The 21,019-nt window shown below is 68.4% G+C and carries 19 protein-coding genes; all 19 read left to right on the forward strand.

Features of this window, described 5'->3' with window-relative positions; genetic code table 11:
* Nucleotides 1-4: 4 nt before the first annotated feature.
* The 19 genes from mltG (at nt 5) to G328_RS0101175 (ending at nt 21,014) form a co-directional block, all read left to right on the forward strand.
* On the forward strand, nt 5-1,402 hold the full coding sequence (gene mltG / locus G328_RS13635; RefSeq protein ID WP_019617493.1) for an endolytic transglycosylase MltG: 1,398 nt from the start codon (nt 5-7) through the stop codon (nt 1,400-1,402).
* Between the two features lie 2 nt (nt 1,403-1,404).
* Entirely contained in the window at nt 1,405-2,304 is a 900-nt protein-coding gene (locus tag G328_RS13640; protein ID WP_019617494.1) for a shikimate dehydrogenase family protein, read from the forward strand.
* Nucleotides 2,305-2,382: 78 nt separating this feature from the next.
* Complete coding sequence (gene aroC / locus G328_RS0101095; RefSeq protein ID WP_019617495.1) at nt 2,383-3,651, forward strand: chorismate synthase; 1,269 nt, start codon at nt 2,383-2,385, stop codon at nt 3,649-3,651.
* Entirely contained in the window at nt 3,648-4,187 is a 540-nt protein-coding gene (locus G328_RS13645; protein ID WP_019617496.1) for a shikimate kinase, read from the forward strand. The genes aroC and G328_RS13645 overlap by 4 nt, the downstream gene beginning before the upstream one ends.
* A 39-nt stretch (nt 4,188-4,226) precedes the next feature.
* Nucleotides 4,227-5,318 carry a 3-dehydroquinate synthase gene (gene aroB, locus G328_RS0101105; protein WP_019617497.1) on the forward strand — a complete coding sequence of 364 codons (1,092 nt, stop codon included), beginning with the start codon at nt 4,227-4,229 and terminating at the stop codon, nt 5,316-5,318.
* A 52-nt stretch (nt 5,319-5,370) separates the two neighbouring features.
* On the forward strand, nt 5,371-5,934 hold the full coding sequence (efp, locus tag G328_RS0101110) for an elongation factor P (protein WP_019617498.1): 564 nt from the start codon (nt 5,371-5,373) through the stop codon (nt 5,932-5,934).
* The gene (gene nusB, locus G328_RS0101115; RefSeq protein WP_026339556.1) at nt 5,934-6,353 is read left to right on the forward strand and encodes a transcription antitermination factor NusB; all 420 of its coding nucleotides are present in this window, start codon (nt 5,934-5,936) and stop codon (nt 6,351-6,353) included. The genes efp and nusB overlap by 1 nt, the downstream gene beginning before the upstream one ends.
* 135 nt (nt 6,354-6,488) lie before the next feature.
* Nucleotides 6,489-7,049: a bifunctional pyr operon transcriptional regulator/uracil phosphoribosyltransferase PyrR gene (pyrR, locus tag G328_RS0101120; RefSeq protein WP_019617500.1), complete on the forward strand. Its 561-nt coding sequence runs from the start codon at nt 6,489-6,491 to the stop codon at nt 7,047-7,049.
* On the forward strand, nt 7,046-8,002 hold the full coding sequence (locus G328_RS0101125) for an aspartate carbamoyltransferase catalytic subunit (RefSeq protein WP_019617501.1): 957 nt from the start codon (nt 7,046-7,048) through the stop codon (nt 8,000-8,002). The genes pyrR and G328_RS0101125 overlap by 4 nt, the downstream gene beginning before the upstream one ends.
* Entirely contained in the window at nt 7,999-9,309 is a 1,311-nt protein-coding gene (locus G328_RS0101130) for a dihydroorotase (RefSeq protein WP_019617502.1), read from the forward strand. Before G328_RS0101125 ends, G328_RS0101130 begins: the two co-directional genes overlap by 4 nt.
* Nucleotides 9,309-9,830, forward strand: coding sequence for a PH-like domain-containing protein (locus G328_RS0101135; protein ID WP_019617503.1), 522 nt, complete (start codon nt 9,309-9,311; stop codon nt 9,828-9,830). Before G328_RS0101130 ends, G328_RS0101135 begins: the two co-directional genes overlap by 1 nt.
* On the forward strand, nt 9,827-10,981 hold the full coding sequence (gene carA, locus G328_RS0101140) for a glutamine-hydrolyzing carbamoyl-phosphate synthase small subunit (RefSeq protein ID WP_019617504.1): 1,155 nt from the start codon (nt 9,827-9,829) through the stop codon (nt 10,979-10,981). The genes G328_RS0101135 and carA overlap by 4 nt, the downstream gene beginning before the upstream one ends.
* A 15-nt stretch (nt 10,982-10,996) precedes the next feature.
* Complete coding sequence (carB, locus tag G328_RS0101145) at nt 10,997-14,299, forward strand: carbamoyl-phosphate synthase large subunit (protein ID WP_019617505.1); 3,303 nt, start codon at nt 10,997-10,999, stop codon at nt 14,297-14,299.
* The gene (gene pyrF / locus G328_RS0101150; protein ID WP_019617506.1) at nt 14,296-15,192 is read left to right on the forward strand and encodes an orotidine-5'-phosphate decarboxylase; all 897 of its coding nucleotides are present in this window, start codon (nt 14,296-14,298) and stop codon (nt 15,190-15,192) included. Before carB ends, pyrF begins: the two co-directional genes overlap by 4 nt.
* 3 nt (nt 15,193-15,195) lie before the next feature.
* Nucleotides 15,196-16,128, forward strand: a complete 933-nt coding sequence (gene gmk, locus G328_RS13650; protein ID WP_019617507.1) for a guanylate kinase — start codon at nt 15,196-15,198, stop codon at nt 16,126-16,128.
* 8 nt (nt 16,129-16,136) lie between these two features.
* Entirely contained in the window at nt 16,137-16,472 is a 336-nt protein-coding gene (gene rpoZ, locus G328_RS0101160) for a DNA-directed RNA polymerase subunit omega (protein WP_019617508.1), read from the forward strand.
* Nucleotides 16,473-16,490: 18 nt separating this feature from the next.
* Nucleotides 16,491-17,762, forward strand: a complete 1,272-nt coding sequence (coaBC, locus tag G328_RS0101165; protein WP_019617509.1) for a bifunctional phosphopantothenoylcysteine decarboxylase/phosphopantothenate--cysteine ligase CoaBC — start codon at nt 16,491-16,493, stop codon at nt 17,760-17,762.
* Nucleotides 17,763-17,838: 76 nt separating this feature from the next.
* The gene (gene metK, locus G328_RS0101170) at nt 17,839-19,041 is read left to right on the forward strand and encodes a methionine adenosyltransferase (protein WP_019617510.1); all 1,203 of its coding nucleotides are present in this window, start codon (nt 17,839-17,841) and stop codon (nt 19,039-19,041) included.
* Entirely contained in the window at nt 19,038-21,014 is a 1,977-nt protein-coding gene (locus G328_RS0101175) for a primosomal protein N' family DNA-binding protein (protein WP_019617511.1), read from the forward strand. The genes metK and G328_RS0101175 overlap by 4 nt, the downstream gene beginning before the upstream one ends.
* The last annotated feature ends 5 nt before the right edge of the window (nt 21,015-21,019 follow it).

The following is a 21,019-nucleotide window of genomic DNA, read 5'->3' on the forward strand; positions in this document are numbered from 1 at the left end:
CCTCGTGAACGACGAAGATCACCAGCAGCCAGACGAACGCGATCAGCCGCTGAGCCGCCGCGAGGCCCGCGAGCGCGAGCGCGAACGGCTCGCGCAGGAGCTGCGTTCGCAGAACACGGGGCCGATCGAGCTTCCTGAGACGGAGACAGACGCGGGCGCACAGAGCGATCGTGCGGAGTACGAGGCCGCGGCCGCCGCGATTCCCGTGGCGGGCACGAACAGGCGCGATGAGCCCGACGACGCGACGCGCCCGGCTACCGAGGCCGAGCCCGAGCACGACCCCGTCGCGGAGATCTTTAGCGAGACCATCGACGAGCGAGCCGGTCGCGGTCGGCGCCCGAAGCGGCACGGACGCTGGCGCGGCTGCCTCGTGCTGCTCGTCGCGCTCGCGCTCGTAATCACGGGCGGGGTGGTCGGCTGGAACCTCGTCGGCGACCGCATTCTCGGCATGTTCGGCGTGCACAACGACGACTACGAGGGCGACGGAAACGGCACCGAGGTCGACTTCAGCATTCTCGAGGGCGACACGGGCACCTCGATCGCCGACCGGCTCGAAGAACACGGCGTCATCAAAGAGTCGAGCGCCTTCGTTCGGGTGGTCATGGAGCAGCCGGAAGAACCATCGTTCTATCCGGGCACCTACGCGCTCCAGGAAGAGATGAGCGCCGCCTCGGCACTGAGCGTGCTCACCGACGAGACCGCACGCATTGAGAACACCGTGACGATTCCCGAGGGAACCGTTGCTCGGGACGTCTACACGCTCATCGAGTCGAACGTCGGCATCCCCGTGGCCGATCTCGAGGCCGCGGCCGAGGATCCGCAGTCGTTCGGGCTGCCGGAAGAGGCGACCACACTCGAGGGATTCCTGTTCCCCGCGACCTACACGTTCGATAACGGGGTCGACGCGACCACCGTGCTCCAGACGATGGTCGACCGCACCTACCAGTCGCTCGATGCGGCTGGTGTGCCCGACGACCAGGTGTGGGACGTCATTCGCATGGCCTCACTCGTCGAGAAGGAAGCCCGCATCACCGAGGACTTCTACAAGGTCGCTCGCGTCTTCTACAACCGCCTCGACATCGACATGCCGCTGCAGTCTGACGCAACCGTCACCTACGGCACGGGCGAGTATGACCGTGCCGCGACGACCGACGACGAGCGCGGCGACGACTCGAACCCGTACAACACGTACGCGCACACGGGCATGATTCCGGGCCCGATCTCGAACCCGGGCGACACCGCGATCGATGCGGCGATGAACCCGGCCGACGGGTCGTGGCTCTACTTCGTCACGGTGAATCAGGAGACCGGCGAGACCGTGTTCTCCGACACCTACGAGGAGCACCTACAGGCCGTTGACCAGTGGCAGCAGTGGCTCGAAGACAACCCCGACTACGGCTGATCATGACCCACGACGACCACGACTACTGGCGGGTACCCGACGGCTACTCGTCGGCCGAGCCCGCGGGCCGGGGCGGGAGCCAGCGCCTCGCCGTGCTCGGCGACCCCGTCGAGCACTCGCGCTCGCCGCAGCTCCAGCTCGCGGCGTATCGCGCGCTCGGCCGCCGCTGGGAGTATTCGCGGTGGCGCATTCCGGCCGGTGGGCTCGCCGCGGCGCTCACGGGTCGCGGACACGGCTGGCGCGGGTTTTCGGTGACGGCGCCGCTCAAGGCCGAGGCGCTCGCCTTCGCTGGGTCGGTGAGTGAGGATGCGCGCCGCAGCGGCGCGGTGAACACGCTCGTGTTCGATTCGCTCGAGCCCGGTGCGCCCGCGCGGGGCGAGAACACCGACATCCCCGGCATCGTCGTGGCGTTCGCCGAACGCGGGGTTACCGAACTGCGGGGCACCGCCCAGGTGCTCGGCGCGGGGGAGACGGCGGCGAGCGCGGCGATCGCGGCGCAGCGTCTCGGCGCGGAGTGCGTTGAGGTGTATGCACGCAGGCCCGAGCGCGCACGGGCCCTTGCGGAACGCCTCGGCGCGGACGTCACGGCCCATGCGCTTGCCGACTGGCGCGTTGGACGCGAGGTCGCCCTCGTCGTCGACACGGTTCCCCGCGGCTACTCGCCCGAGGAACACCTCCTGGGCGACCTCGGCGATACTGCGCTGCTCTCGGCCGCCTACGACCCGTGGCCGACGCCGCTCGCGGAACGCTGGCTCGCGGCCGAGGCACCGGTCGTCACGGGCCTCGACATGCTCCTGCACCAAGCGGTGTATCAGGTGCGACTGTTTGGCGGTGCGCCGATCGACGAGCCCGTGCCAAACGAGCCCGCTGTGCTCGAGCGGATGCGCGCGGCCCTGGCCTGACCGTGCTGGTTCGGCTGCCCTGCGGCTCGGGTAACCGGCGGGGGTGAGCGGACGCGCGGCTCGTGCGAGAATGGGGGAATGCTTCGTTGGCTCACTGCGGGGGAGTCTCACGGCCCCGAACTGCTCGCTGTACTTGAGGGATTGCCCGCCGGCGTCCCCATTTCCCTCGCGGAGGTGCAGGCCGACCTCGCGCGGCGCAAGCTCGGCCACGGTCGCGGCGGCCGCATGAAGTTCGAACAGGACGAGCTCACGCTTTCGTCGGGCGTGCGGCATGGCGTGACGATCGGCTCGCCCCTTGGCATTCGCATTCAGAACACCGAGTGGCCGAAGTGGACCGAGGTCATGAGCCCCGAGCCGGTCGGGCCGGAGGTGTTCGAGACCGGCCGTGGACGTAAGCTCACCCGCCCCCGCCCCGGCCACGCCGACCTCGTTGGCATGCAGAAGTATGGCTTCGACGAGGCGCGTCCCGCGCTCGAGCGCGCGAGCGCCCGCGAGACGGCTGCGCGCGTCGCGCTCGGCGCCGTCGCGAAGAAGTTCCTCGCCGAGCTCGGCATCGGCACCGTGAGCCACACGGTCTCGATCGGCGAGGTGCGGCTCGCTGACGATATCGAGCGTCCGCTGCCGAACGACGTCGAGCGCCTCGACTCCGATCCCGTGCGCTGTATCGACGCCGCGACGAGCGCCGCCATGGTCGACCGCATCGACGAGATCCGAAAGACAGGCGACACGATCGGTGGGCAGACCGAGGTGCTCGTCTACGGGCTGCCACCGGGAATCGGATCGTACGTGCACTGGGACCGCCGCCTCGACAGCCGCCTCGCGGGCGCGCTCATGAGCATCCAGGCGATCAAGTCGGTCGAGGTCGGTGACGGCGTCGAGACGACCCGCCGGCCCGGCAGCGCGGCGCACGACCCGCTCTACGCCGTCGATGGCGAGATTCGCCGTGCCTCCGACCGCGCTGGCGGTATTGAGGGCGGCATGACGACCGGCGGCGTGCTCCGCGTGCGGGTCGGCATGAAGCCGATCGCGACCGTGCCACACGCACTGCACACGGTCGACGTCGCGACCGGCGAGAACGCGACGGCCCACCATCAGCGCTCCGACGTCACCGCCGTGCCGGCGTCGGGCGTCGTCGCCGAGGCGATGACGGCGCTCATCATCGCCGACGCGCTCCTTGAGAAGTTCGGCGGTGACTCCCTCGCCGAGGTCCGACGCAATATTTCAGGGTACCTCGAGGCGATTCCCGCGCACCTCGCAACCAACCCTGAGCTTGTCGACCCGGACACCGTGACGGGCGACGTCGACGAGACGCCGATGGGCGACTCCGTGAGCGAGTGGCGCGTATGAGCCTCGTGTTTATTGGTCCGCCGGCGGCGGGCAAGTCGAGGGTCGGTAAGCGGCTCGCCCGCAAGCTCGGCGCGACGTACGCCGATACCGACAAGCTCATTGCCCGTGAACACGGGGCGATCTCGCAGCTGATCCCCGAGCGCGGTGAGGCCGAGTTCCGTCGAATTGAGCGCAACACCGTGCAGGCGGCCCTCGCCGCCTACGAGGTCGTGTCGCTCGGCGGCGGGGCGATTCTCGATGAAGACACCCAGGCGCAGCTCTCGAGCGGCGAGCACACCGTCGTGCTGCTCGTCGCGACGCCCGAGGCGATCGAGGAGCGGATTCGCGGCAAGTCGAACCGGCCGCTCCTCAGCGGCATTGACTCGTGGGTCGCGACCTATGAGGCCCGCCGGCCGATCTACGAGCGACTCGCCCACGTCACCGTCGACACGAGCCGTCGGCCCATGTGGCAGGTGACGAATGAGGTGCACCGGTACCTCAAGCGCACCGGGTCGCCGCTCATCCGCACGGCGAGCCCGGCGCAGTCCGGCAATTAGCCCACCCGACTTCAGGCAACTCGGTAACCAGGAGGATTCTTGACCCAGCACATCACGAAGCTTGAGGCCCCGGGCCCGCACGGCCCCGTGCTCGTCGGCCGAGGCCTCATTCGCGACCTCGATGCGCACCTGCCCGAGGTGTTCGGTGAGTTGCCCGACCAGATTTTCATCATTCACCAGCCCTCGCTCGCGCAGGTCGCCGAGAACCTGCGCGTGCAGCTCGCGCCGCACTTCCGCCGCGTGCTCATGGCCGAGATTCCGGATGCGGAAGACGCGAAGCGCGTGCAGGTCGCGGAATGGTTGTGGCAGCTGCTCGGCCAGAGTGACTTCACCCGCTCCGACGCGATCATCGGGCTCGGCGGGGGAGCCACGACGGACCTCGCGGGGTGGGTCGCCGCGGCGTGGCTGCGCGGCGTGCGCGTGCTCCAGATTCCGACGACGGTGCTCGGCATGGTTGACGCCGCTATCGGCGGCAAGACGGGCATCAATACGAACGAGGGCAAGAACATGGTTGGCGCGTTCCACCCGCCCGCCGGCGTTGTGGTCGACCTCGACATCCTCGACAGCCTCTCGCGCAACGAACTCGTGACCGGCTTTACCGAGGCCGTCAAGATCGGGTTCATTCACGCTCCCGAGATCCTCGATCTCATTGAGGCCGATCCCGAGCGCGCGACCGATCCGGCAACCGACGAGTTCCGCCGCATCCTCGAGCTCGCGATTCAGTACAAGCTCGATGTCACGGCGGCCGACCTGCGCGAGAGCGGGCAGCGCGAGATGCTCAACTACGGGCACACGCTCGGCCACGCGATCGAGCACACGGAGCGCTACCAGTGGCGCCACGGCGCGGCCGTCGCCATCGGGATGCACTTTGCGGCCGAGTTGGCACGGCTCTCTGGCCGACTCAGCGACGCTGCGGCCGACCGACACCTTCGCATCCTTGAGCTCCTCGGCCTCCCCACGGGGTATCCGGCCGACCGCTGGCCGACCCTGCTCTCGGTCATGCACCGTGACAAGAAGGCCCGCGGGCAGCTACTTCGGTTTGTCGTGCTCGATGACATCGGGCATCCGACCATCATGACGGCCCCCGACGAGAGCCTCATGTTCGCCGCCTACCAGGAGATCGCCTCCTAGTCAGGCCTCGGCGCGCTATGCTTGAGCGTCGAAAATTTGAAAGGAACCCCAGATGGCAACCACCGCTGATATCCGCAATGGCGTTGTGCTCATCATCGACGGTCAGCTCTGGCAGGTAATCGAGTTCCAGCACGTCAAGCCCGGAAAGGGTGGCGCCTTCGTGCGCACGAAGCTGAAGAACATCGTGCAGGGCAAGACGGTCGACCGCACGTTCAACGCTGGTGCGAAGATCGAGACCGCCACGGTCGATCGCCGCGACTTCCAGTACCTCTACCAGGACGGCGACGGCTTCGTCTTCATGGACCAGGAAGACTACGACCAGCTCACGGTGTCGTCGACCATCGTCGGCGACGGCGCGAAGTTCATGCTCGAGCAGCAGCAGGTGCAGATCGCGCTGTACCAGGGCGAGCCGCTTTACATCGAGCTCCCCGCCTCGGTCGTGCTCGAAATCACCTACACCGAGCCCGGCCTGCAGGGCGACCGCTCGAACGCGGGAACCAAGCCCGCGACCGTCGAGACTGGCGCGGAGATTCAGGTGCCGCTCTTTCTCGAGCAGGGCACCCGCGTCAAGGTGGACACCCGCACGGGTGACTACCTGGGCCGCGTGAACGACTAGTGAGCGCTCGCACCAAGGCGCGCAAGCGCGCGATGGACATGCTGTTTGTCGCCGATGTCATGCAGCGCGACCTTCGCGACGTGCTGGCCGACGAGCAGGCGAAGGCGCTCGGTGAGCCGGAGCGCGAGGCGTCGTGGCGCTACGCCCGAGACATCGTGACGGGGTACCTCGAGTACGAGCACGACATCGACACCCGCATCGAAGCGACCGCGAAGGACTGGACCCTCGAGCGCATGCCGAGCGTCGACGCCGCGATCCTGCGGATCGGCGCCTGGGAGATCCTTTACAACGACGAGGTGCCAGTTGAGGTGGCGATCAACGAGGCGATCTCGGCCGCCAGCGAGTACTCCACCGACGACTCGTCGCGATTCATCAGCGGAGTGCTCGGCGCAATCGCCGACGCCGCGAAGGCCTCCTAGCTCGACCGTTTCCGACAACACCGTGCCCTCCAGAGTTCTTGGGGCGGCACGGTGTTCGTCGTTTGGGGGGTAGGATGGTGCGTGGTTGATCGTCCTTTAATGAGCCGTCCAGCGAGGCGGAGAAGGGGGTCGCACGTGACGGAACGCGAAGTGCTCCAGTCCGACGACGTCGAACGTGTCCTCAAACGCATTGCCCACGAGATTCTCGAGGCGAATCACGGGGGCGACGAACTCGTTCTCTTGGGGATTCCCACTCGCGGTGTGCCGCTCGCGCGACGCCTTGGCGAACACATCGCGGCCATCGAGGGCCGCGACGCTGGTTCGCACGACTTCGTCGGCGAGCTCGACATCACGCCCTACCGCGACGACCTACGTCGCCGCCCCCTCACCGAGGCGCACCCCACGCGCATCCCGCTCACCGGCATTGACGGCAAGACCGTCGTACTCGTCGACGACGTGCTCTTCTCGGGGCGCACCGTGCGCGCCGCGCTCGACGCGCTCGCCGACGTCGGGCGACCGCAAATCGTGCAACTTGCGGTGCTCGTCGACCGCGGCCACCGCGAGCTGCCAATTCGGGCCGACTTTGTCGGTCGGAATCTGCCCTCGGCTCGGAGCGAGCGGATCTTCGTTGAACTTCGCGAGGTTGACGGCGCCGATCGCGTCGTCATCACCGACAGCGAGGAGGCCGGCGCATGAAGCACCTGATTTCGACCCGCGACCTCGATCGCGACGACGCGCTGCTGCTGCTTGACACGGCCGTCGACATGGCCGCCACACAGCGCCGCGAGGTGAAGAAGCTGCCGGCGCTGCGCGGCGTGACGGTCGTCAACCTCTTTTACGAGGACTCGACGCGCACGCGCATCTCGTTCGAGGCGGCCGAGAAGCGGCTCAGCGCCGACGTCATCAACTTCGCGGCAAAGGGCTCGAGCGTTTCGAAGGGGGAGTCGCTCAAGGACACGGCGCAGACGCTCCACGCGATCGGCGCGGACGCCGTCGTGATTCGCCACCCCTCGACCGGCGCGCCACAGCTCCTCGCCGACCGAGACTGGATCGACGCGCCCGTGCTCAACGCGGGCGACGGCATGCACGAGCACCCGACGCAGGCCCTGCTCGACGCCTACACGCTGCGTGAGCGGCTGCACGGCGACGCGGCACGCGGCCGCGACCTCGACGGCGTGCACGTGGTCATCGTCGGTGACATCCTCCACTCGCGGGTCGCACGGTCGAACGTGTGGCTGCTCACGACGCTCGGCGCGAAGGTGACGCTCGTCGCCCCGCCGACGCTCCTGCCCTCCGACACGAGCACCTGGCCCGCCGAGGTGAGTTTCGATCTCGACGCGGTGCTCGCGACTCGACCCGACGCGGTCATGCTGCTGCGCATCCAGGCCGAACGGATGCGCGACGCCTACTTCCCGCACACGCGCGAGTACGCTCGCATGTGGGGTCTCAGCGCGGCGCGCTTCGAGGGACTTCCCGCAACCACGCTCGTGATGCACCCGGGCCCGATGAACCGCGGCCTCGAGATTTCGTCGGCCGCGGCCGACTCGCCGCAATCGACCGTGCTTGAGCAGGTCGCAAACGGCGTGAGTGTGCGCATGGCCGCCCTGTACCTGCTGTGTTCCGGCGTTCGAGAGGAAGGCGCACGATGAATCTCCTGCTGACCGGGGGCCGCCCCTACGGCGAAGCAGCTCGCGACGTCCTCGTGCGCGACGGCATCATCGCCGAAATCGCCGAGGCCGGCACGATCACCGCCCCCGACGAATGCGACACGATCGATGTCACCGGGCAGGTGCTGCTCCCGGGTCTGGTCGATCTACACGTGCACCTGCGCGAGCCCGGCTTCGAGTCGTCGGAGACCGTCGCGAGCGGTTCCCGCGCCGCGGCGAAGGGTGGCTTCACCACGATTTTCGCGATGCCGAACACATCGCCAGTGCAAGACACCGCGGGGGTCGTTGAAGCGGTCTGGGCGCTCGGACGCGACGCCGGGCTCGTCGACGTGCGGCCCATCGGCGCCGTCACGGTCGGCCGGGCCGGCGAACAGCTCGCCGAACTCGGCTCGATGGCGACCTCACGCGCCGGCGTCCGGGTGTTCTCCGACGACGGCGACTGCGTGCACGATCCGCTGCTCATGCGCCGCGCGCTCGAGTACGTGCGCGCGTTCGACGGGGTCGTCGCGCAGCACGCCCAGGAACCGAAACTCACGATCGGCGCCCAGATGCACGAGGGCGCCGTTTCGGCCGAGCTCGGGCTCGGGGGATGGCCGGCGGCGGCAGAAACCTCGATCATCGCGCGCGACGCGCTGCTCGCCGAGCAGACCGGATCGCGCGTCCACGTCTGCCACGTGTCGACCGCGGCGTCGGTCGACGTCGTGCGCTGGGCAAAGGCGCGCGGGATTGCGATCACCGCCGAGGTAACGCCGCACCACCTCGTGCTCACCGACGAGCGGGTGCGCGGATTCGACGCCCGCTTCAAGGTCAACCCGCCGCTTCGTACCGAGGCCGATGTCGAAGCCCTCCGCGAGGCGCTCGCCGACGGCACGATCGACATCGTCGCGACCGACCACGCGCCGCATCCGCGCGATGCGAAGGAGCGCGAGTGGGATCACGCCGCGATGGGCATGGTCGGGCTCGAGAGTTCCCTGCGCGTCGTCGTCGCGACGATGGTCGAGACCGGCGCGATCGGCTGGCGCGATGTCGCCCGGGTCATGAGCGAGGCGCCGGCACAAATCGGCGGGGCGACCGAGGCCGGTCGCCCGATCGCGGTCGGCGAGCGAGCCGACCTCACGGCCTTTGACCCGTCCTCGGGCGGGGTCTTCACCGAGGCCGATCTCGCTGGAAAATCTGTGAACTCACCGTTCCTCGGCGCGCCGCTGCCGGGAGCTGTCACCACGACCGTCTACCGGGGTGTCGTCACCCTGCGCGACGGCCGCATCGTCGATCCGGGAGAGGAGAACTAGTGCCCGGTCCCATCATCGCCACACTCTGCATACTCGCCGTCGTCGTCATTATCGTCGGCGCGATGTGGCTGGGGTGGCGACGACGACAGCGAACGCAGTCGCACCTCCCGAGCCCGAAGCAGCTGCCGGCCGGGCTCGGCACCCCCGTGTTTGCCGTTGACGACGCGCACTATGTCGCGACGTCGAAGACCGGCAACGCGCTCGACCGCATCGCGAAGCGCCCGCTTGCGTACCGTGGCCGCGCGACGGTCGAGGTGCATCCGCAGGGCCTCGCCCTCGGGATCGCGGGGGAGGAGCCCTTCTTCATCCCGACCGCACAGCTCGAGACGGTCGCCGTCGCGCAGGCGACGATTGACCGCGCTGTGGAGCGAGACGGCCTGATCGTCGTGCGCTGGCTGCTCGATCCGGCGCAGTCGGTCGAAACCTATCTTCGCGTCGTCAACCCCGACGAGCGCGCGACGCTGCTGACCTCGATCGGCGAACTCATCGAACCTTCCGCAACCACCCAGGAGACCGCATGATCACCACCGAACCCGCCGTCCTCGTGCTCGAAGACGGCAGCCGCTATGAGGGCCTCGCGTATGGCGCCGCCGGCGAACGACTCGGTGAGCTCGTCTTCACGACCGGCATGACCGGGTACCAGGAGACCCTGACCGACCCGAGTTACGCGGGCCAGATCGTCATTCAGACGGCGCCGCACATCGGGAACACTGGCGTCAACGCGACCGACATGGAATCGAACCGCTACTGGGTCGAGGGATACGTCGTGCGCGACCCCAGCCGTGTGGTCTCGAATTGGCGCGCCGAGGGCGACCTCGAGGCGGCGCTGCGCGAGCAGGGCGTCGTCGGCATCGCCGAGGTCGACACCCGCGCGCTCACTCGCCGCGTGCGCTCCGAGGGCGCGATGCGAGCGGGCATCTTTTCGGGCGAGGCCTACGAGGCTGACGCGGATGCGCAGCTCGCGCGGGTGCGCCAGCAACCGTCGATGGCGGGCCAGTACCTCTCCGACCAGGTGACGACCGACGAGGCGTACCTGTCGCCGCACACGAACGAGGGGGAGGCGGTCGGCACCGTCGCGCTCCTCGACCTCGGCATCAAGCTGGCGACGATCCGCAACCTCAACATTGCCGGCTTCGACGTGCACGTGCTGCCCGCCGACGTGACGGCACAGCAGGTGCGCGACCTCGGCGTCGACGCGCTGTTCTATTCGAACGGCCCGGGCGACCCCGAGGCGAACCAGGCACAGGTTGACCTGCTCGCCGAGCTGCTGCGCGACGGACTGCCGTTCATGGGCATCTGCTTCGGCAATCAGCTCCTCGGCCGCGCGCTCGGCTTCGGCACGTACAAGCTCCCGTTCGGGCACCGCGGCATCAACCAGCCCGTGCTCGACACCGAGACGAACAAGGTTGAGATCACCGCGCAGAACCACGGCTTCGCCGTCGACCTGCCAATCGGCGAGACCGTCGAGTCGCCCGCCGGCTTCGGCCGCGTCGAGGTGAGCCACGTCGGCCTCAACGACCAGGTCGTCGAGGGTATCCGCTGCCTCGACATCCCCGCGTTCTCGGTGCAGTTCCACCCCGAGGCCGCGAGCGGCCCGCACGACGCGGCCGCCCTCTTCATCCGCTTCCGAGACCTCGTGCTCGGCACCACGACTTCCACGACCGCCAACTAGGAGCCGACGAACCACATGCCAAAGCGCCAAGACATCAATAGCGTCCTCGTCATCGGTTCCGGCCCGATCGTCATCGGGATCGCGGCCGAGTTCGACTACTCCGGAACGCAGGCCTGCCGCGTGCTCCGCGAGGAGGGCATCCGCGTGATCCTCGTGAACTCGAACCCGGCGACGATCATGACCGACCCGGACTTCGCCGACGCCACCTACATCGAGCCGATCACCCCCGAGGCGATCGAGAAGATCCTCATCAAGGAGCGTCCCGACGCGATCCTCCCGACCCTCGGTGGCCAGACGGCCCTCAACGCGGCCATGAAGCTGCACGAGCTCGGCATTCTCGAAAAGCACGGCGTCGAGCTCATCGGTGCGAACGTCGAGGCCATCCGCCGCGGTGAAGACCGGCAGATCTTTAAGGAGCTCGTGCTCGAATCGGGCGCCGACGTTGCCCGCTCGCACATCACCCACACCGTCGAGGAGGCGCGAGCCGCCGCTGCCGACCTCGGGTATCCCGTCGTCGTGCGCCCCTCGTTCACGATGGGCGGTCTCGGCTCGGGCTTCGCCCACACCGAGGACGAGCTTGTGCGCATCGTCGAGGAGGGGCTGCTCGCCTCGCCGACGACCGAGGTGCTCCTTGAGGAGTCGATTCTCGGGTGGAAGGAGTACGAGCTTGAGCTCATGCGCGACAACTTCGACAACACCGTCGTCATCTGCTCGATCGAGAACGTTGACCCGGTCGGCGTGCACACGGGTGACTCGATCACGGTCGCCCCGGCGCTGACTCTCACCGACGTCGAGTTCCAGAACCTCCGCGACATCGGCATCGACATCATCCGCCGCGTCGGCGTCGACACGGGTGGCTGCAACATCCAGTTCGCGATTGATCCGGCGACGGGCCGCGTCATCGTCATCGAGATGAACCCGCGCGTCTCGCGCTCGTCGGCCCTCGCCTCGAAGGCGACGGGCTTCCCGATCGCAAAGATCGCCGCGAAGCTCGCGATCGGCTACCGCCTCGACGAGATCCCGAACGACATCACCCGCGTCACCCCGGCGAGCTTCGAGCCGACGCTCGACTACGTCGTGGTGAAGGTGCCGCGGTTCAACTTCGAGAAGTTCCCCGGCGCCGACCCACTGCTTACGACCACCATGAAGTCGGTCGGCGAGGCGATGGCGATCGGCCGCAACTTCACGACGGCACTCCAGAAGGCGCTGCGCTCGCTCGAGAAGCGCGACTCGTCGTTCACTTGGGCCGACGACCCGCGCAGCGTCTCGGAGCTCCTCGAGAGCATCGCGACGCCCACCGACGGCCGCATGGTCGACGTGCAGATCGCCCTCGCGAAGGGTGCGACCGTCGAGCAGGTCTTCGACGCAACGAAGATCGACCCGTGGTTCCTCGACCAGATCGCACTGATCAACGAGGTCGCCGAGCACGTCCGTGACGCCGAGGGCCTCGACGCGGCGACGCTTCGTCTCGCGAAGCGCCACGGCTTCTCGGATGCGCAGCTCGCGCAGCTGCGCGGCCTCAGCGAGACCGAGGTGCGAGCGATTCGTCGGAACGCCGGTGTGATTCCCGTTTTCAAGACGGTCGACACCTGCGCCGGTGAGTTCCCCGCGTTCACCCCGTACCACTACTCGAGCTACGACACCGAGAGCGAGATCGCGGCGAGCGACCGCAAGAAGGTCATCATTCTCGGCTCGGGCCCGAACCGTATCGGGCAGGGCATCGAATTCGACTACTCCTGCGTGCACGCGAGCTTCGCGCTCTCCGACGCCGGGTACGAGACGATCATGGTGAACTGCAACCCCGAGACCGTCTCGACCGACTACGACACCTCGGATCGCCTCTACTTCGAGCCGCTCACCCTCGAGGATGTGCTCGAGATTGTCGAGGCTGAGCGTGAGAGCGGCGAGCTGCTCGGTGTGATCGTGCAGCTTGGCGGCCAGACGGCGCTCGGGCTCGCGAAGGGCCTCGAGGCCGCGGGCGTTCCGATCCTCGGCACCACGCCCGCCGCGATCGATCTCGCGGAAGAGCGGGGCCTGTTTTCGGACATCCTCGACGCGGCGAACCTCGCGGCGCCCGCGAACGGGACGGCGTTTGATGCGGCATCGGCCCACGAGGTCGCGGAATCGATCGGTTACCCCGTGCTCCTGCGCCCGAGCTTTGTGCTCGGTGGCCGCGGCATGGAGATCATCTACGACGACGCGCAGCTCGACGACTACTTCGTGCGCAACGCGAATCAGGTGATCATCTCGAAGTCGCACCCGCTGCTCGTCGACCGGTTCCTCGACGACGCGACCGAGATCGACGTCGATGCGCTCTACGACGGGAACGAGCTCTACATCGGCGGGATCATGGAGCACATCGAGGAGGCCGGCATCCACTCCGGTGACTCGGCGTGCACGCTGCCCGCGATCACGCTCTCGAACCGCGTGCTCGGCGAGGTGCGCGACGCAACGCTGAAGATCGCGGAGGGTGTCGGTGTTCGCGGGCTGCTCAACGTGCAGTTCGCGATCAGCGCCGGGCGCCTCTACGTCATCGAGGCGAACCCGCGCGCATCCCGCACCGTGCCCTTCGTCTCGAAGGCACTCGGGGTGCAGCTCGCGAAGGCCGCCAGCCGGGTCATGGTGGGGGACACGATCGCCCAGCTGCGCGGCGAGGGCATCCTCGCGGCCGAGGGCGACGGCACGATCCAGCCGATCGACGCGCCGGTCGCGGTGAAAGAAGCGGTGCTGCCGTTCAAGCGCTTCCGCACCCGCGAGGGCAACATTGTCGACGCCGTGCTCTCGCCCGAGATGCGGTCGACCGGCGAGGTCATGGGCATCGACGTCGACTTCCCCCGCGCGTTCGCCAAGAGCCAGATCTCGGCCTACGGTGGGCTGCCCGACGGCGGCAAGGTGTTCGTCTCGGTGAACGACCGCGACAAGCGGTCCATCGTGGCGCCGGTGTCGCGGCTCGTCGAGCTCGGATACGCGCTCTACGCAACCGAGGGCACGGCACGGGTGCTCGCGCGGCACGGCATCGACTCGGAACTCGTGGGCAAGTTCACGGCCGACGCGGACTCGACGGTCGACGCGACGCATGCGAACATCGTCGACATGATTCACGCGGGTGACATCGATATGGTCATCAACACGCCGTCGGGAGGCTCCTCTCGCGGCGACGGCTACGAGATCCGGACCGCCGCGGTCTCGGCCGACCTGCCCATTTTCACCACGATGTCCGAACTGCAGGCGGCGGTCGCGAGCTTCCAAGCGCTCCGCGATGGGTATGACGTGACCTCGCTGCAGGAGTACAACGAACGCAGGAAGGCACGCGCGTGACCGAAACCCAGACTGAGACCACAGCCCATGAGGGCCCCTCCTTCGGCGAGCGCCTCGCCGACACGATGGATCGCTACGGACGGCTCTGCGTCGGTATCGACCCGCACACCCACCTGCTCGAGAAGTGGGGGCTTCCAGTCAGCGCGGTCGGCGCCCACGAGTTCGGGCTCCGCATTATTGAGAAGCTTGCCGGCCGCGTCGGCATCGTGAAGCCGCAGGTCGCCTTCTATGAGCGCTTCGGAGCGAACGGCTACCGCGTGCTCGAGGACGTCTTCGAGGCGGCCCGGCAGGCGGGCCTCATCGTCATCGCTGACGTCAAGCGTGGCGACGTCGGTACGACGCTCGAGGCGTACTCCGAAGCGTGGCTGACGCCGGGCATGCCGCTCGAGGCCGACGCCATGACGATTAACCCGTATCAGGGGTTCGACACGTTCCGGAAGCCGCTCGAGATGACCGAGCAATACGGCAAGGGCGTGTTCGTGCTCGCCGCAACCTCGAACCCCGAGTCGGCGTCGGTGCAGACCGCCCGCCGCATCCGCGGTTCGCAGGAGGGCCGCTCGGTCGCCGGGGGTATCGCGGCGCGCGCGGCGCTCTGGAACCGGGAACACTCGGCGGGTCGGTCGAAGGGCTCGGTCGGTGTGGTGCTCGGCGCGACGGTCGACATGGACCTGCTCGACATTGACGTGAACGACCTCGCGGCCGAACCGGATACGCCGATTCTCGCGCCCGGCTTCGGACACCAGGGCGCCGACTTTGCCGACGTGCGTCGTATTTTCGGCGAATCAGCAAAGAATGTCATAGTTACGTCATCGCGCTCGATGCTCGCGAACGGTCTCGACGGCCTCGATGCGGCGATCACGACGAAACTCGAGACCCTCAAGAGCGCGCTCTAACCCATGACCCTGACTCCTCCTCCCGTTGACCGCACTGCCGCCTCCAAGGCCGCCGTCGCCGCGCGGCGTGCCCGCGCCGAGGTAAAGAACCGCATCGCGTCGGGCGCGACGCGCCCGCTCGACGTGCTCGAAGCCTCGCTCGACCGGGAGCATCCGGCCGCGAGTCTGCGGATCACGCAGTTCCTTCGCTCGATTCCGCATATCGGCGCGACGAAGACGGAGCGCATCCTCGCCGAGCTGCAAATTGCGCCCGTGAAGCGACTCGGCGGGCTCGGCCGAAATCAGCGCCAGCGCCTGCGCGAATGGCTCATCGACTGGCAGTCCGGTGGCGCCGCGATGCCCCGCGTCGTCGTGCTCGCTGGGCCGACCGCCGTCGGCAAGGGCACCGTGTCTCGGTACATCCGCGACGAGTATCCCGAGGTGCACATCTCGGTGTCGGCGACGACGCGTGCGCCGCGTCCCGGTGAGGTTGAGGGGCGCGACTACTACTTCGTCGACGACGCTGAGTTCGACCGGATGATCGAGTCGGGCGAGATGCTCGAGTACGCGACCGTGCACAACTCGTATCGCTACGGTACGCCGGCCGCGCCGATCCGCCGCGAACTCGAGGCCTCGCATCCCGTGCTGCTCGAAATCGACCTGCAGGGCGCGCGACAGGTGAGGGCGGCGATGCCAGAGGCTAGACTGGTGTTTTTGTTGCCCCCGTCGTGGGATGAACTGGTCCGCCGGCTCATCGGACGAGGCACGGAATCCCCCGAGGAGCAGGAGCGCCGGCTCGCAACCGCCAAGGTCGAGCTCGCCGCGCAGAACGAGTTCGATGCCCGCGTGGTAAACGAGAGCGTTCCCAAGGCGGCCCGCGAGGTCATTCGCCTCATGGGCTTTGAGATTCCCGACGAGGACGACCCGATCTACCGCCCGAAGCAGAGAAGATATTAGGAATCACCATGATTGAGAAGCCCAAGGGCATCATTGACCCGCCGCTCGACGATCTGCTCGAGCAGGTCGACAACAAGTACCAGCTCGTGATCTTCGCCTCGAAGCGCGCTCGCCAGATCAACGACTACTACACGGATCTGCAGGACGGCGCGATCTACGACAACGTCGGCCCGCTCGTCGACTCGGCGGTCGATGACAAGCCCCTGTCGATCGCCCTGCGTGAGATTAACCAGAACAAGCTCGTCATGCGCGAGCCGAGCGCTGCGCCCGCGATCGAGCTCCCGAGCGACGACGACCTCATCGACTTCGGCGACGACTCGGTCACGCCGGCCGAGTCCGAGTAAGCCACCCACCGCGCGACGATGACGACAGCGAACGAGCCGGATGCCCGGAGCTGGCGCATCGTCGTCGGCGTTTCCGGTGGTATCGCCGCCTACAAAGCCGTACTTGTCGTGCGGCAACTCGTGTTGCTCGGCCACGAGGTCGAAGTGATCGCGACCCCGGCCGCGCTCGAGTTCGTGGGCGCGCCAACCTTCGAGGCGATCAGCCACAACCCGGTGCGGCGCGACGTGTTCGAGAACGTGCACGCCGTGCAGCACGTGGCGCTCGGCCAACAGGCCGACGTCGTTGCCGTCGTGCCGGCGACCGCGAATACGCTCGCGCGGATGGCGGCGGGACTCGCGGATGACCTGCTCACGAACACGCTCCTCGCCGCCCGCGGCCCCGTCGTCGTCGCGCCGGCGATGCACACCGAGATGTGGGAGCACCCCGCAACGCAGACGAACGTTCGCCGGCTTGAAGAGCGGGGCGTCACCATCGTCGGGCCCGAGTCGGGGCGCCTCACCGGCACCGATGAGGGACCCGGCCGCCTCGCGGAACCGAACGACATCGTCACCGCGATTCTCGTCGCGGCGCAGTCTGCCGAGCGCGAGCGGGCCGCGGCTGAGCGAGCCCGAGACCTTGCTGGCCAGCGCGTGCTCGTGACCGCGGGCGGTACGCGCGAGGCGATCGACCCGGTGCGTTACCTCGGCAATCGGTCATCGGGCAAGCAGGGCGTCGCGCTTGCGGCTCGTGCCGCAGCTCGCGGTGCGCAGGTGACGCTCATCGCCGCGAACGTCGAGGTACCACTGCCTGACGAGGTGCAGGTCGTGCGGGTCACGAGCGCGCAGGAGCTCGCGACCGCCGCCACCGAGCTCGCGCCGAAACACGACGTCATCGTCATGGCGGCCGCAGTCGCGGATTTCCGGCCCGAGCGGGTCGCGGAAGGCAAGATCAAGAAGGAATCGACGGGCGACACGCTGACGCTCACCTTCACGAAGAACCCGGACATTCTTCGCACGCTCGTCGAGGCTCGCGTGCCGGGACAGCTCATCGTCGGATTTGCGGCCGAGACCGAGGCGGACGACGCTGCTCGGCTCGAACTCGCGCGCGCCAAGGTGAAGCGCAAGGGGAGCGACCTGCTCGTGCTCAACCGCGTCGGTTGGGACCACACGTTTGGGCGTGAGGAGACCGAGGTGCAGGTCATTGACCTCGCGGGTTCGGTGCTCGCCGAAGACGTGGGCGACAAGATGTCGGTGGCCGACACTATCCTTGACGTCGTCGCCGAGCGCATCGGTGACACCCCCGCGAGCTAATCGTTCGCGGTTCACATACGTCCTCCCACGCGGCGCCTGAGCGCGCCGCGCACTCCTAGGGAAAGTGAGCATCACCATGTCAGAACTGCGCCTCTTCACGTCAGAGTCGGTGACCGAGGGTCACCCCGACAAGATTTGCGATCAGATTTCCGACCGCATCCTCGACAACCTGCTGGCACAGGACCCGGGCTCGCGCGTCGCCGTCGAGACGCTCGTGACAACCGGCCAGGTGCACGTCGCGGGTGAGGTCCGTACCGAGGGCTACGCCGATATCGCCGGCATCGTACGGCGCACGATCACCGAGATTGGCTTCACCTCGAGCGATTTCGGCTTCGACGGAAACCTCTGCGGCGTCTCGGTGTCGATCGGGGAGCAGTCGCCCGAGATCGCTGACGGCGTTGAGCGCTCGCTCGAGCACCGCAGCGGTGAGAGCGTCGACGAGATCGCGCTGCTCGGCGCGGGCGATCAGGGCATCATGTTCGGGTACGCGAGTAACGAGACCCCCGACCTCATGCCGCTGCCGATCTGGCTCGCGCACCGCCTGTCGGAGCGCCTCAGCGAGGCCCGAAAGGACGGCACGCTGCCGCACCTGCGCCCCGACGGCAAGACACAGGTCACGATCGGGTACGACGACGACCATCGTCCCCGCAGCGTCGAGACCGTCGTGATCTCGACGCAGCACGACCCCGACGTCACGCGCGACCAGCTTGCGGCCGACGTCGTGCGCGAGGTCGTCACGCCCGTCCTCGCGCGCGTTGCGGGGCTCGACACGTCTCGTCTGCGAACCCTCATCAATCCCGCCGGTGATTTTGTGCTCGGTGGTCCGGCCGCCGACGCCGGCCTCACGGGGCGCAAGATCATCGTCGACACGTACGGCGGCATGGCGCGCCACGGCGGCGGCGCCTTCAGCGGCAAGGATCCGTCGAAGGTCGACCGCTCGGCGGCGTATGCGATGCGCTGGGTCGCGAAGAACGTCGTCGCGGCGGGGCTCGCCGACCGCGCCGAGTTCCAGGTGGCCTACGCGATCGGTTCGGCTGAACCCGTCGGCCTGTACTGCGAGACCTTCGGCACCGAACACGTCGACCGTGAACGCATCCTCGACGCGGTGCGGAGTGTGTTCGATTTGCGGCCCGCCGCGATCATTCGCGACCTCGACCTGAACCGGCCGATCTATGCCCGCACGTCGGCGTACGGCCACTTCGGCCGCGACCTCCCGGAATTCACCTGGGAGCGCACCGACCGCACCGAGGCACTGCGCGAGGCCGCCGGCGCCAAATGACCCACTCGGTCGCGCGGGTCGTGCTCGACACGCCGCTCCCGCAGCTCGATCGGGTCTTCGAATATGAGATCCCCGACGAGCTGCGGGGCGAGGTCGGCCCTGGTATGCGGGTGAAGGTACCGCTGCGCAGTGGCGGCCGAGTCGTGCAGGGGTTTGTCGTCGAGACGGCGGATACGCCCGAATACGGCGGCCGGCTCGCAAAGGTCGAATCGCTCGTCTCTCGGGCGGCGGTGCTCTCGCCAGAGCTCGCCGAGCTCGCACGGACGGTCGCCGACCGACAGGCGGGCACGATGTCCGATGTGCTCCGGCTCGCGATTCCCGCGCGCTCGGCGCGACTCGAAGCGCGGTGGCTGGAGGACGAAGCGGGGGAGCGCGCCGCACGAGTGGCGGCGGCGCCCCCGACCGTAGAGACGGGGCTCGCAGAGCTCTACGGCCCGGAGTTCCTCGCGGCGTGCGTGGCGACCGAGCCGCAGCGAGTCTCGCTCCGGGTGCCAGTGGGCGTTGTCGACGGGGTTCCTCGCGCCCTGCGCACGCTCATTGAGGTCGCGGCGGTCGAGGTCGCGCAGGGGCGCTCGGCGATCGTCCTCGTGCCGGACTACCGCGACCTCGACCTCGCCCTTGAGGCGGCGAACACGCTATTGCCGCTCGACCGCATTCGAGCGTTCGATTCGCGACAAAAGCCGATGCCGCGCTATGAGCAGTTTCTGCTCGCGCTCGAGCCGGTGCCGCAACTCATTGTCGGGACGCGATCGGCCGTGTACGCCCCGGCATTCCGGCTCGGCGCAATGCTGCTGTGGGACGACGATGACGAGTCGTTCCGCGAACCCCACGCTCCCTATGCCCATTCCCGCGAGGTTGCGCTCATGCGTGCGCGCCGGGCCGACGCATCGGTCGTGCTCGCGGGCCACTCGCCCTCGCTCGAGGCGCGCCGGCTCGTGCGCACGGGATGGCTCCGCGAGGTCGGCCCCGGCACACCCCAGCGGCCGAAGATCATCCCCGCCGCCGCGACGCTCGGCGACGAGGGCGCGCTCCGCGATGCGCGCATCCCGCCGCCCGCGTGGAGGGCCGCGAAGGCGGCCCTCGCATCCGGCCCCGTGCTCGTGCAGGTGGGGCGCGCCGGGTATCGCCCCAGGCTCGCGTGCACCGAGTGCCGCACGCCCGCCTCGTGCACAAATTGTGGGGGCCCGTTGCGGCAGACGGGCCCGGAGAGCCCGCCGTCGTGCGCGGTGTGCGGCCGGGTGCACGCCGACTGGCACTGTCGCGAGTGTGGGGGCCAGCGCCTGCGGGCGGGCGGCACCGGCCACGAGCGCACCGCCGAGGAGCTGGGTCGCGCCTTCCCCGAGACCCGCGTCGTGGTCGCCGACGGGGCCGAACGGCTCGTGTCGGTGGGGGCCGAGCCGCAACTCGTCGTGGCGACGCGCGGCGCCGAACCCGTGCCCGAGCATGGCTACCGAGCGGTGCTGCTGCTCGACGTCGACGGGGCGCTCGCCCGGGAGTCGCTGCACACGACCGAGGACGCACTGCGCGCCTGGTCGAACGCCGCGGCCCTCGCGAGCGACGACGGCGTCGTCATTCTCGCGGGGCAGGTGTCGCCGCCACTCGTGGCCCTGCGCGACTGGCAGCAGCACGCGTGGGCCGACGCCGAGCTCGAGCAGCGACGCGAGCTGTTCTTTCCTCCAGCCGTTCGGGTTGGGGTCGTGACGGGGAGCGAACTCGAGGTTGATGCGGCCGTGCGGCGCCTCACCGACCTCGACGGGCTCGAGTTGCAGGTGCTCGGGCCCGTACCCGACGCCGACGAGCGAGATCGCAGTCGCGCAGTGCTCCGCTTTGGCTACCGAAGCGGGCCGACGCTCGCCGCCGCGCTCAAGGCCGAGCTGGTGGCGCAGGCGACCGCGAGCCGGCGTCGGTCGGCGGGCCGTGGAACACCGGCGTCGACACTGCGCGTGCAACTCGACGCGCCCGACGTGTTCTAGTCAGT

It is taken from the genome of [Zimmermannella] faecalis ATCC 13722 (genome assembly GCF_000381765.1).
Taxonomy (GTDB): Bacteria; Actinomycetota; Actinomycetes; order Actinomycetales; family Microbacteriaceae; genus Gulosibacter; species Gulosibacter faecalis.